The organism is Acidithiobacillus sp. (genome assembly GCF_049965315.1).
Taxonomy (GTDB): domain Bacteria; phylum Pseudomonadota; class Gammaproteobacteria; order Acidithiobacillales; family Acidithiobacillaceae; genus Acidithiobacillus_B.
Map to the genome: position 1 here is coordinate 21,478 of NZ_JBMFWL010000020.1, position 11,773 is coordinate 33,250.

Sequence of the window (11,773 nt, forward strand, 5' to 3'; positions counted from 1 at the left end):
TCCGCAGCGCGCTCGTAGCTCAGCTGGATAGAGCAACTGACTACGAATCAGTAGGTCGGGAGTTCGAATCTCTCCGAGCGCACCATATAAAACAGGCACTTGGAGCAACGCTCTGGGTGCCTTTTTTCATGCTGTCTAAGATGGTGTCTAAGAGTGCGCAACCGTCTCATCAGGGAGAGCAAGATGTTCCTCAGCCCAACGCGAGAACAGACACGCGCTTTTCAGCCAACGAGAATCGCCTTGAAGTATGCACCTAGTTCGTCTTCCCGGGTGGGTCAGCCAGAAGCCGCGCTCATAGCCGTTTTGAGGGCAGTGGAGACCCGACCCCAAACTCCATACGAGGAACGAGCACGAATCCTGCAGCGCAGGCGTCATAGCCAGGACACTCGTTCTTCACCGAACAGCAAGCTGGAGTGAACATGGCAAAGGATATCGAATCAGTATCCGGTTCGGGTCAAGTCCATGGGGTTCTTCTCCTGTAGCTGTTCCACAGGGGTGATGCCGATTTTGTGAGTAACACCCTGGGTTCACCGGTTTTGCATTCCACGCACCAATCTAGTAACCTATCTACATGGTTCCGATATGGGGGGATTCCATGACCATCACTACCCTATCCAGCCGCGAGTTCAACCAAAAAGCGAGTGAAGCCAAGCGGGCGGCAAAACGCGGGCCAGTATTCATCACGGACCGAGGGCGTCCGTCTCATGTTCTGTTGAGTATCGAGGAATATCAGCGAATCACCGGACAGCGATGCAATATCGCGGACGCGCTCGCCTTGCCTGACAGCGAGGATTTTACGCTGCCGAAGGTGACTATCAGCTTCCGACCAGCAGACTTCACCTGATGTTCCTATTGGATACCAACGCGCTGTCCGAACTGCGTAAGGTGCGATCCGGTCGAGCGGACGCTCGTGTAGCGGCGTGGGCAGAAAGTGTGGACGCCAAAGAACTCTACGTATCGGCTATTACCATCCTGGAACTGGAACTAGGCGTTCTGTCAGTGGAGCGCAAGGATGTCGCCCAGGGGGCAATGCTACGCTCTTGGCTGGAACAGCAGGTACTACCGGAGTTTTCTGCGCGAACCTTGCCAGTGGATACCGCCGTCGCGCTCCGCTGTGCCCGCCTGCATGTGCCCGACCGGCGCGGGGAGCGCGATGCGCTGATTGCGGCCACAGCCCTAGTGCATGGAATGACGGTCGTCACGCGCAATGTCTCGGACTTTCTGCCCACGGGAGTAAGCATCCTCGATCCTTGGCAGGGTGCGGCCCCTTAAAGGTTCGGCTATATGCATTCTGAGGTTAGGGAACTGAACTGGTGTGAAAATCGTCGTGATTTTGGAGCGGATTTCTCTCGCAGGACCAGTTTGGCGGCGAAAATTCTCATTTTCCCTCTCCAGAGACGCCAAAGAGCGGTTTGTGGCCTCTGAACTTGCCCGATTTCCGCCTTTGTGACGGATTACGCCCGTAACCAACAGAGCTCTCTCCGAACCAGATAGAGGTTCACCAGGGCAAACAAGGTGGTTAGCTGCGCACCGTCCCTGGTTGACCTATGGGTTCACCTTGTCGGGCGGGCACCCGCAGTGGACCAGCGCCTTGAGAGCGTTGTGCGAGAGGTACTCCCGTTAGCCCCATTCTGGGATGCGCCAGCAACGCACGGACGCCAATGCCGTCTCAGCGCTCGGTTAAAATCTCTTGATAAAGCTGTTTGGTGAGGAGGCGTATTTCGCGCATCGCCGTGGGCAGGGCCGCTCCGTCGCCGGCGCGGGCGAGGTCATGGAGGCGCTGGTGCGCGGCCTCGGCAGCATCGAAGTGCGGCAGATTGCCGCTGCGCTCGCGGGCCCTGGCAAACCAGATGCCCAGGGGGCAGTGCTCTGCCCGCAATTGCGATAACTCCATCCCTTCATTGGCATTCTCCGTATCATGGAGGAGCAGGGCCAGGTCCTCCACCGGATAAGGTATGGGGGGAAGGCGGGTGATTGGCAGCAAGTAGCGATGCCAGGTCAGAAAGGCATTTTCCGGGAGGGGTGGAGCGAGGTGATAGCCCTGGATGCGCTGGCCGCCCATGTGCAGCCAGGTGTCCAGATCCCTGCCCGTGGCGATCCCTTCGGCAATCAGCGACCGCCCGGAGAGATCCCCCAGGAGGCGCGCCGCGCCGACCACGGCAAAGCTGGCGCTGTGGCGGCGCAAGCCGAAGATGAAATCCTGGGCGATCTTGATCTCGTCGAAAGGCAACTCGGCGACGGACAGCAGAGAGGCATAGCCCGTACCGAAATCGTCCATGGAGAGCTGAAAACCGCGCGCCTTGAGACCCTCCATGATCCCCCGGGCGCGATCCAGGTCCGCCAGCGAGGTACTCTCGGTGATCTCGACGACGAGCCCCAAGCCGTCGGGGCAATGTTCGGCGACATCGTCCAGAAAGGCGGGGTGGATGAAATGGTGCGCGCCGACATTGAAAGAAATGCGCAAATCCAGCCCTTCATCGCGAAAACGTTGGCGCAGGCGCACCGCTTCCTGCATGGCCAGGATGCCGAGGGCGCGAATCAGGGTGATGTCTCCTTCCACCACCGCCATGAATCCGCTGGGGGGCGTCCAGCGCCGTCCATCACGCCGCCAGCGCACCAGCATTTCAACGCCGTCGATCCTTCCCGCCAGCACATCGGCCTGGGGCTGGAGGAAAAAACGCAGGGAACCGTCGGACACGCCCAGGGGGAAGGAGGTGTAAATGTCGATGCGGTGTTTGACCGCCGCAGAAAGACTGGCGCCGTAGAGTCGATAGGATCCATTCCCGCTTGCCTTGGCTGCGTACATGGCCTCGTCGGCATGGGCCAGCAGGGTGCCGAACTCCTCTCCATCCCGTGGCGCGCAGGCCCAGCCGAGGCTGGCCGTCACCGCGGCAAGGCCGATATCGGCAGCGCTTTCGCCCACGGTGCCGAGAATCCTTTGGGATACCATTGCCAAGTCATCGGGGTGGGCAATACTCAGGGCAAATCCAAATTCGTCCCCGCCCAGCCGCGCCACCACATCGTCGGCGCGGCGAACAAGCTGCAAGCGCTGGGCGATGGCATGCAGGAGGTGATCACCGGCGGCGTGGCCAAGCACGTCATTGACCTCCTTGAAGCCGTCGAGATCGAGGATGCCCACGGCCAGCACCCGCCCTTCCCGGGCAGCATGGCTCAAGGCGCCCTGGGTACTTTGGGCAAAATAGGCGCGGTTGGGGATGCCCGTGAGGGGGTCATAGAGGCTCAGATGCAAGAGCGACTGACGGGCCTCGTACTGGGCGAGGGCAATGCCCGCCGCCTGGGCGATCTCCGCCATCAGGTCCTGCAGGTCGGGGCTGAAGGTATCCGGGTCCTTGCTGACGATGGAAAAGATGGCCGACGGCTCCCCATTCCCGCCCGCGCCACCGGCAAAAATGGGCCAGGAGCCGGCCGCCCCGCCGGCGCTCAGGAACTCGGCGCCGTCGGGCAGATGCTCCCAGAAGCCCCGCAAACTGGCGATCCCGGAGAGATGGGAAACGATCACCGGAGCGCGCTGGCGATAAGCCTGGGCGCCAATCAGGTGGCCCTCGGGAAAGCGATCGGCATCTTTCGACAGGCGCAAATAGCGCAGGAAATGATCGCCGTAGGCACCTGCCGCCGCGGCCATGCTGAGCCACTCCGAGTCCATGTCGGGAACCGCCACATAGGCGCCCAGCGCATCGGTATGCTCCACCAGGCGCTGCGCCAGCAACCGGTAGAGGGCCAGGGGGTCCGGCTGGTCCAGCAGCTCGCGCTGGATTTCGCGCTGGGCCTGCTGGTAGCGGCGCAGGCGCAACAGGTCATCCGCCACTTCGCGGCGCTCCAGGAAAGCGGCCAGTTCCCGGGCGATGCGCTCGACGAGTTCCCCCACCTCCGGCGGAAAGGAGCGGCCCTCGTGGCGATAAAAGCCAATGGATACCCACTGCCCCAGCCGCGTCGGAGCGACCATGATCGCGTTGCCGCCCAGGCCGAAGCGGGCCGCCGCTTCCCGCCAGGGCGCAAAATCCGCCACCGCGAGATCGTTGAAAATGACCGGCCGCAGGGTACGCAGGGACTTGGCCCAGGGCCCCTGCCCTTCGGGCAGGAGCGGATCGGCGCTGATGCTCAGGTCCCGGGTATAGGCCCGCGCCTCCCCGCCGGCGGCGACGACCCGCACCAGCGGCTCCCCCTCCCGCAACTGCCCGATCCATACCAGCGGCATTCCCGAAATGGCCGCCAGACGGTCAACCAGGGACTGGAAGGTCTGCTCCGGCGGCTCCATTTCCCGGTCGCGGAGCATCTGCAGGGTTTCCGCCAGCAATTGGTAAAAGATTTTTTGCGTTTCCAGCGCGTCTTCCGCGCGGTCGCGGTCCTCCACCAGCGCCTTTTGATAGCCCTCCAGGTGCCAGAACATATCCAGTTCCAGGCGCTTGGCCAAGGCTCCGTGGAGGGCGATCGCCTCGCTGACCGGCAAGGTCACCGAAAGCGCCTCCGCCTCCAAGGCCTCGCCATAGAGATTGTAGATCGCCACCAGCCACTCGGGATGCAATCCGGTGCTGGCATAATGGGCACCCATGGCATACAGGGCATGGCGCCGGTCGTCATCATAGTCGCTCAGCAGCAAGGCCCGGTAATTTTCGGCCAGATCATTGCGCAGCCGCAGCAGATTGGCCTCCCCGAGATCCGCCAGGGTTTCCTGCAATTCCGGACTGCCCCGGACGCGCTGATAAAAGGTGTGCGCAAAATTATCGGCTCGCGCTGCCAGGATCGGGCCCAAACGCCCCAGGCTCTCTTGCTCGGAAGCGCTTAACCGTAAGAAGGAAGGTGTGGCAGAATCAGACATGGTGGCCCATTGCGGCAGGGAGGAATAATATTGTTTGATCGATATTAGCCGTTTTCCCGGGGATTTCCAGAAATAAGCCGGAGCCTCTTTGCGATGGGCGTGGCTTGACACCATCAGCATGGTTAATAACAATTCCCATTATAATTTATAGCAGGATCCGCCCATGACCGCCTCCATCCGCCCAGCCGCCCCTTCCCTCCGCTGGAAGACCTTTCTCGCCGTCCTCGGGCCGGGGTTGGTGGTCATGCTCGCCGATACCGACGTGGGCAGCGTGGTGACTGCCGCCCAGAGCGGCGCGCAATGGGGTTATAAGCTCCTGCTCCTCCAATTCATCCTCATGCCCATCCTGTACGTGGTGCAGGAACTCACGGTGCGGCTGGGCATCTTTACCGGCCGCGGCCATGGTGAGCTGATCCGCGAAACCTTTGGCGCGCGCTGGGCCTGGATTTCGGTGAGCGGTCTCGGCCTGGCGACCATTGGCGCCCTGCTCACGGAGTTTTCGGGAGTGACCGGCGTGGGCGAGCTCCTGGGCGTTCCCCGCTGGCTCAGCCTCGGTCTGGCTGCCGGCTTTCTCCTCGCCGTGGTCTGGACCGGCTCCTACCGGCGGGTGGAGCGTATCGCCATCGCCCTCGGGCTCTTCGAACTGGTCTTCTTCTGGGTGGCCCTGGCCGCCCATCCCAACCCGGCCGCCGTCTGGACCGGCCTTCTCCACGCCCCCATCAACAATCCGGATTATCTCTATCTCGTCGCCGCCAACATTGGCGCGGTCATCATGCCCTGGATGATTTTTTATCAACAGTCAGCCGTGGCGGACAAGGGCCTCATGCCGGAGCACTATCCCCATGCGCGCTGGGATACGGCCATTGGCGCCGTGGTCACCCAGCTCATCATGGCCGCGGTCCTGGTGGCCAGCGCCGCCACCATTGGCGCCCACTCGCCCAATGCCTCGTTAAACACGGTAGGGCAGATCTCCGAGGCCCTTACGCCCTATCTCGGCGACCGTCTCGGTCGCATCATCTTCGGCCTGGGTATCCTCGGCGCGGCCATGGTGGCGTCCATCGTCGTTTCCTTGGCCGCCGCCTGGGGCTTCGGAGAGGTGACGGGCTACAAACACTCCCTGGAACATCACCCCGTCGAAGCCCCCTGGTTTTACCTGGTCTTCACCGCGGGGGTCCTGGGGGGAGCGGTATTGGTCTACAGCGTACCCAATCTCGTCGCCCTCACCTTGGGCGTAGAGGTCATGAACGCCCTGCTGCTGCCCCTCGTGCTGGGCTTTCTGGTCACTTTGGCGATCAAGGCCCTGCCCGCCGAACACCGCCTGCGCGGTGCCTATTTGTGGCTGGTCATCGCCGTAGCGGGCCTTACGGCAGGGCTCGGGGTCTACGGCGGCCTGAGCAGCCTGCCGGGTCTGTGAAGCCGCGCCGAACGGTCGGCATGGGATCGGCTCCTTGGGGAGTCGGCTACGCGCCGACCTGCAGCAGCAGGAAAGAAAGAACCACGATCGCCGCAAAGAGCGAGCTCCCATAGATCAGGTACAGCACTTTATGGGGCGTGTAGGCGCCGCGATCGACCTGCTGCACGGTAAGCCCGAATCCCACCCCGCCCAGGAGCAGATTGATCATCCCCAGGACGACGAAGACCACATCCATCCCGGCAAAGGTGTGGGCCATATCCACTCGGGCATGCAGCAGGTAGGACAAGCGATCCAGAAAGAAGTCGAACTTCTCGATGACAAAGCCAAAGGCGACCATGGCGATGCCGGAGCGGAACCAGGCCAGCATGGTGCGCTCTGCGGAAAGATAGATGCGCGGGTCCTGGATCTCCTTCGCGGTCACGGCCACGCCACCGTCCACGTAACGGAGATCGGAGACAAAGCGAAAAAAGACCAGGCACAGCAAAAACAGGGATGGCCAGGTCAACAGCAGGTAGAGGTCGCGAAAGAAGGGAACCAACCGGTCCAGATGGATGACGGAAAACAGCAAGGTCAGCTTCTCGGAGAGCACCCCGGTGCCAAAGGCGACGAAGAGAAACTTGATGTAGGACAGGTAGGTCCGCTCCATGCCGAGATAGAGCCGGGGCTCGCGAACGGTGGGGAGGTATTTGAGCAGGAGCATGTCATCCTAGATCCGGCAATTGCCGGATCGGCCCGGAGCCAGTTGGTAGGAGCATAGCACGATCCGCCGTACTCTGGCGGCTCGGGGGGCTTTTGTCGCACAATGGGGCATGGCTACCCGACTGCGTAAAATTCGCCTGGGCGATCTGCTGGTCCAGAACGGCATCATCAGCGCCGAACAACTGGATATTGCCCTGACCCGGCAGCGGGAGAGCGGGCGCAAGCTGGGGCAGGAGCTCATCGCCCAGCACCTGGTGGAAGAAGACGCCCTGCTCAACTTCCTCGCCAGCCAACTCCACCTGCGCCGGGTGGACCTCGCCCGGCAGGCGCTGGACCCCCTGCTGGTCCAGCGCCTGCCCGAATCCCTGGCGCGCCGCTACCGGGCCATCCCTTTGCAGGATGCCGGCGAGCACATCGTGGTGGGCATGGCCGATCCCACCGACCTCCCCGCCCTGGATACCATCTCCCGGGCCCTGGGCAAGCCCGTGGAAATGGCGCTGATCTCCGAATCGCAATTGCTCCGCATCCTACCCCAGCTCTATGGCGCCGTCAGCAAAAGCGCCGAGCTGCGCGAGGCCCTGAGCGAGGCCGGTGCCACGGTGGCCGCTGCCCCGCCCATCCTCGAAAGCAGCGCCGAAGACGCCCCCGTCGTGCGCCTACTCAACGCCATCTTCACCGACGCCGCCCGTCTGCAGGCCTCGGACATCCACTTCGAGCCCGAAGAATCGGCCCTGCGCATCCGCCTGCGCGTGGACGGCGTCCTGCGCGAACACCTGCGCGTGGACAGCCGCCTCGCCCCCCTCATCGCCTCCAAGCTCAAGGTCATGGCCAACCTCGACATCGCCGAACGGCGCCTGCCCCAGGACGGCCGCATGCACCTGGACCTGGAAGGCAAGGCCTATGACGTGCGCATGGCCACCATGCCCATCCAGGACGGCGAGAGCGTGGTCCTGCGCCTGCTGGATCAGCAATCGGCCCTGCGCCGCTTTGGCGAACTGGGGATGTCCCATGTGGTGGAACACGCGCTGCAGGCCATCATCCATCGCCCCCACGGGCTCTTCCTCGTCACCGGCCCCACCGGCTCCGGCAAGTCCACCACCCTCTACGCCGCCCTCAACGAGATCAACGGCATCGAGCGCAAGCTCTTTACCGTGGAGGACCCCGTCGAATACCGCCTGCCCGGGGTCAATCAGGTCCAGGTCCATCCGCGCATCGGCCTCGACTTCGCGCGGGTGCTGCGCTCGGTGCTGCGCCAGGATCCGGACGTGGTCATGGTGGGCGAGATTCGCGACCATGAAACCGCCGAAGTCGCGGCCCGCGCCGCCCTCACCGGTCATCTGGTCCTCGCCACCCTGCACACCAACGACGCCGCCGGCGCCTTCCCGCGCCTGCAGGAACTCAAGGTGGAGCCCTTCCTGGTGGGGGCCTCCATGCTCGGCGTCATGGCCCAGCGTCTGGTGCGCCGCATCTGCCCCTCCTGCAAGGGCGAGGACCCGGAGGTGACCGATGCCGAACGGGAGGCCTTTGCCGCCCAACTGGGGGTGCCGCCCGACTTCGTCACCTTTTTCCGCGGCAGCGGCTGCAATGCCTGCAACTTCACCGGCTATCGCGGCCGGCTGCCCATCTTTGAGCTGATCCGCGTCGATCGCGCCGTGCGCGCCGCCATCCTCGCCAGCGACCGCGCCGCCATCCTCGCCGCCGCCGACACCCAGAAACAATTCGGCCTGCTGCGCGAAGAGGCCATGCGCCTGGTCTGGGAAGGCTTTACCACCCTGGCCGAAATGGCGCGCGTCACCAGCGACGTGGAGGACGGCTGATGGCGCGCTTTCGCTATCGCGCCCGGGATGGCCATGGGCAGGTGCGCGAGGGCCTCATGGAGGCCAGCGAGGCGACCCTCGTGGCGCGCAGCCTGCGCAACAACCAGCTCATTCCCATCAGCGTGGAAGAGGCCCGGGAAGGCGTCAGCATCGAGCAATGGTGGGCGCGCCTCAACCGCCGCCCCATCAGCCGTGCCGACCTGGTCCTCTTCACCCGCCAGCTCTACGCCCTCATCCATGCCGGCGTACCCGTCCTCAACGCCATCGACGGGCTGGCCGCCACCTATGGGCCGCAAACCCGCCTAAGCGAAGTGCTCCTCAAGGTGCGGCGCGACCTGGGCGACGGCCAGCCCCTCTCCGTGGCCCTGGCCGCCCATCCCAAGGTCTTCCAGCCCCTCTATCTGCGCCTGGTGGAGGTGGGCGAAAGCACCGGCAATCTCGACACCGTCCTCCTTCAGCTATCGGGCTATCTGGAGCGCGAAGACATCACCCTGGCCCGCATCAGGCAGGCCTTTCGCTATCCCCTCTTTGTGGTCATCGCCCTGGCCGTGGCCCTGGTCATCCTCAACATGATGGTCATCCCCGCCTTTGCCAAGCTCTTTGCCAACGCCCACATCACCCTGCCCATCTTCACCCGCATGCTCATCGCCTTCAGCAACTTCACCGTCGCCTGGTGGTGGCTGATCATTCTCGTTTCCATCGCCGCCGCCTTCGGCTTTCGCGCCTTCATCAGCCACCCGCGCGGGCGCTGGCTCTGGGACCGCTTCCTGCTGCGCACCCCCATCTTCGGCCCGCTGATCCTGGAGGACGCCATGGCCCGCTTCGGCCGCACCCTGCAACTGGTGAGCACCGCCGGCGTGCCCATCCTGCGCGGCATGGAACTGGTCATCAGCGCCGTGCGCAACCGCTTTCTGGAAGACCGCCTCGGCGAGATCCCCAAGGCCATCCTGCGCGGCGAAAGCCTGCACCGCAGCGCCGCCGCCACCGGCCTTTTTCCCCCGCTGGTCCTGCAGATGCTCCAAGTGGGCGAGGAAGCCGGCAGCCTCGACAACATGATGGGCGAGGTGGCCGACTATTACGAGCGCGAAGTGGAAAAAAAGGTGGACAGCCTGGCCGCCCGCATCGAGCCCATCATGGTCGTCATCATGGGCGGCCTGGTCTTCATCCTCGCCGCCGGCATCTACCTGCCCATGTGGGACATGGTGAAGATGGTCAAGCAGTAGATCCAGTCCACCGCCCCCAACGCGATCTATTGACTCCCCCGAGCCGCTACGTATGATAACATCCTGTTACACATTTTGTTTCTAACAACTCCAAGGGGGAGTGTCATGCGCCAGCCTTCCAACGAACAGGGCTTCACCCTGATCGAACTCATCGTCGTCATCGTCATCCTCGGCATCCTCGCCGCCTTCGCCATCCCGCGCTTTGTCAATCTGCAGAATGATGCGCGGGTTTCCGTGCTGCAAGGCATAACCGGCTCCCTGCAGGCGGCCTCTGCCCTGGTATATAGCAAGTCTCTCATCAACGGGGCCACCGGCTTGGCCAGTTCGAGCGCCAACATTGGTCAGGGAGTGGTCATTGCCACCGCCTATGGCTATCCTACGGCGGGATCGGTTTCCCAGGCCCTGCAGAACCTGACCAATATCAGCACGAACAATAACGGCACCTTCTGGCCCACATCCGCCAGCAACTCCACCAATTGCAAGGTGGTGTACACGGCGGCCACCAGCTCCATCGCGCCGGCCACGGTATCCACCTACTCCAGCGACTGTTCCTGATAGCCAAGTCGGGGCCACACCAAGCCAAGGGGCGTCTCGTCCCTTGGCTTGTCCGTTAAATGGGCATGGACAGGCAAATGGGCGAACGGGGCTTTACTTTCATCGAACTGATGGTGGTCATGGTTCTCCTCGGCCTCCTGGCCGCCTTCGCCATCCCGCGCTTCGTTGATTTGCAAAAAGATGCGCGGATGGCCAAGGTACAGGCCCTGGCAGGCGCGGTTGCGGCGGCCTCCAACCTTGTCTACAGCAAGGTGCTGGTGACCAATAACGGTTTTTACCAGCCCGGCCAGACCTCCGGCACAACGTCCGTGGCTATTGGTCAGGGCGTCACGGTGAGGGTCTGGAACGGCTATCCCGACCGCTGGTGGGACGGCATCGGCGCGGCCCTGGCGGGTGGCGGCAATGTTGGCGATGGCAGTTATTTGAATTCCGGCACCTGCCACCCCTACCAGGGCTTCTGCTTTTATGGCTACGGCAACGGCGTCTTGCCCAACGGCCTTGCCGGCTGGGCCTTGCAGGGTGCTCCCGATCCGGGCCATTGCAGCGTCACCTACGCCAACACCGGCAATGGGCAATTGCCGGTAGTCGGCGTGTATAACGGCGGGTGCTAGCCTTGGACCAGTCATTGGCCATTACGGACGCGCGCGGCATGACCCTCATCGAAGTCGTCACCGTGCTCATCATCGTCGCCATCCTGGCGGCGCTGATCCTGCCGCGCTTCATGGGGATCGGGGGCTACAGCGCCAACGCCGCCCAGGGGGATGTGATCGCCGCCGCCCAATACGCCCGGCAGTTGGCCTTGCTGGGGAACGGCAACATCACCCTGAGCGTCCAGGGCGGCAGCGTGACGGTGCAGAGCAACGGCCAGGACCTGCCCGCCCCCGGCGGCAAGGGCTACCCCGTCACCATTCCCGGCACCGCCCAAACGAACCTTTCGGTCTCTTTTACCAGCGGCACCGGCAGCGTGGTCAATGCCACCCAAACCAGCAGCATCACCCTCACCGACAGTGGCGGCGAGGGCCGGGTGGTCTGCATTTCCCCTACCGGATTGGCCTATGCGGGGCCGTGCTCATGAATACGGCGGTACCAGGGGCGGGGGGAAAGGCGCAGGGCGTCACCCTCATCGAACTGGTCAAGGCCATGGTCCTGCTGGGCTTCGTGGCCGCCCTCATCATCCCCGTGGTGTGGTACGGCCGCTTCGGCGCCAACCCGGTGCCGACGGCGCAGG

The 11,773-nt window shown here is 63.5% G+C and carries 10 protein-coding genes and 1 tRNA gene; 9 read left to right on the forward strand and 2 right to left on the reverse strand.

Annotated elements, in window-relative coordinates; translation table 11 throughout:
• The first annotated feature begins 8 nt into the window (after window positions 1-8).
• The 3 genes from ACP5MM_RS06535 (at window position 9) to ACP5MM_RS06545 (ending at window position 1,272) form a co-directional block, all read left to right on the forward strand.
• Window positions 9-85: transfer RNA gene (locus ACP5MM_RS06535), tRNA-Arg, on the forward strand.
• 510 nt (window positions 86-595) lie between these two features.
• Window positions 596-844, forward strand: coding sequence for a type II toxin-antitoxin system Phd/YefM family antitoxin (locus tag ACP5MM_RS06540; RefSeq protein WP_427932289.1), 249 nt, complete (start codon window positions 596-598; stop codon window positions 842-844).
• A complete protein-coding gene (locus ACP5MM_RS06545) occupies window positions 844-1,272 on the forward strand; it encodes a type II toxin-antitoxin system VapC family toxin (RefSeq protein ID WP_427932291.1) in 429 nt (142 codons plus the stop codon). The genes ACP5MM_RS06540 and ACP5MM_RS06545 overlap by 1 nt, the downstream gene beginning before the upstream one ends.
• Before the next feature lie 397 nt (window positions 1,273-1,669).
• Here the strand turns inward: ACP5MM_RS06545 and ACP5MM_RS06550 are convergent, their stop codons facing one another.
• On the reverse strand, window positions 1,670-4,837 hold the full coding sequence (locus tag ACP5MM_RS06550; protein WP_427934288.1) for an EAL domain-containing protein: 3,168 nt from the start codon (window positions 4,835-4,837) through the stop codon (window positions 1,670-1,672).
• 163 nt (window positions 4,838-5,000) lie between these two features.
• Here ACP5MM_RS06550 and ACP5MM_RS06555 point away from each other — a divergent pair, with 163 nt between their 5' ends.
• Window positions 5,001-6,251, forward strand: a complete 1,251-nt coding sequence (locus ACP5MM_RS06555; protein ID WP_427933226.1) for an NRAMP family divalent metal transporter — start codon at window positions 5,001-5,003, stop codon at window positions 6,249-6,251.
• Between the two features lie 46 nt (window positions 6,252-6,297).
• On the opposite strand, the gene ACP5MM_RS06560 is transcribed toward ACP5MM_RS06555, so the two are convergent.
• Window positions 6,298-6,951: a YidH family protein gene (locus ACP5MM_RS06560; protein WP_427933228.1), complete on the reverse strand. Its 654-nt coding sequence runs from the start codon at window positions 6,949-6,951 to the stop codon at window positions 6,298-6,300.
• Between the two features lie 109 nt (window positions 6,952-7,060).
• Here ACP5MM_RS06560 and ACP5MM_RS06565 point away from each other — a divergent pair, with 109 nt between their 5' ends.
• The 5 genes from ACP5MM_RS06565 to ACP5MM_RS06585 all read left to right on the forward strand — a co-directional run bounded on the left by ACP5MM_RS06565 (window position 7,061) and on the right by ACP5MM_RS06585 (window position 11,620).
• Window positions 7,061-8,767 (forward strand): GspE/PulE family protein, encoded by a 1,707-nt coding sequence (locus ACP5MM_RS06565; RefSeq protein WP_427933230.1) that lies wholly within the window; start codon window positions 7,061-7,063, stop codon window positions 8,765-8,767.
• Window positions 8,767-9,990: a type II secretion system F family protein gene (locus ACP5MM_RS06570; RefSeq protein ID WP_427934289.1), complete on the forward strand. Its 1,224-nt coding sequence runs from the start codon at window positions 8,767-8,769 to the stop codon at window positions 9,988-9,990. Before ACP5MM_RS06565 ends, ACP5MM_RS06570 begins: the two co-directional genes overlap by 1 nt.
• A gap of 105 nt (window positions 9,991-10,095) precedes the next feature.
• Window positions 10,096-10,545 carry a type II secretion system protein gene (locus ACP5MM_RS06575; protein WP_427933234.1) on the forward strand — a complete coding sequence of 150 codons (450 nt, stop codon included), beginning with the start codon at window positions 10,096-10,098 and terminating at the stop codon, window positions 10,543-10,545.
• A 77-nt stretch (window positions 10,546-10,622) separates the two neighbouring features.
• Entirely contained in the window at window positions 10,623-11,156 is a 534-nt protein-coding gene (locus tag ACP5MM_RS06580; RefSeq protein WP_427934290.1) for a type II secretion system protein, read from the forward strand.
• 2 nt (window positions 11,157-11,158) lie between these two features.
• Window positions 11,159-11,620, forward strand: coding sequence for a pilus assembly FimT family protein (locus ACP5MM_RS06585; RefSeq protein WP_427934291.1), 462 nt, complete (start codon window positions 11,159-11,161; stop codon window positions 11,618-11,620).
• The last annotated feature ends 153 nt before the right edge of the window (window positions 11,621-11,773 follow it).

Coding starts and splice junctions, on each gene's coding strand:
- ACP5MM_RS06540 (WP_427932289.1), top strand. CDS start 596: ATGACCATCACTACCCTATCCAGCCGCGAGTTCAACCAAAAAGCGAGT.
- ACP5MM_RS06545 (WP_427932291.1), top strand. CDS start 844: ATGTTCCTATTGGATACCAACGCGCTGTCCGAACTGCGTAAGGTGCGA.
- ACP5MM_RS06550 (WP_427934288.1), bottom strand. CDS start 4,837: ATGTCTGATTCTGCCACACCTTCCTTCTTACGGTTAAGCGCTTCCGAG.
- ACP5MM_RS06555 (WP_427933226.1), top strand. CDS start 5,001: ATGACCGCCTCCATCCGCCCAGCCGCCCCTTCCCTCCGCTGGAAGACC.
- ACP5MM_RS06560 (WP_427933228.1), bottom strand. CDS start 6,951: ATGCTCCTGCTCAAATACCTCCCCACCGTTCGCGAGCCCCGGCTCTAT.
- ACP5MM_RS06565 (WP_427933230.1), top strand. CDS start 7,061: ATGGCTACCCGACTGCGTAAAATTCGCCTGGGCGATCTGCTGGTCCAG.
- ACP5MM_RS06570 (WP_427934289.1), top strand. CDS start 8,767: ATGGCGCGCTTTCGCTATCGCGCCCGGGATGGCCATGGGCAGGTGCGC.
- ACP5MM_RS06575 (WP_427933234.1), top strand. CDS start 10,096: ATGCGCCAGCCTTCCAACGAACAGGGCTTCACCCTGATCGAACTCATC.
- ACP5MM_RS06580 (WP_427934290.1), top strand. CDS start 10,623: ATGGGCGAACGGGGCTTTACTTTCATCGAACTGATGGTGGTCATGGTT.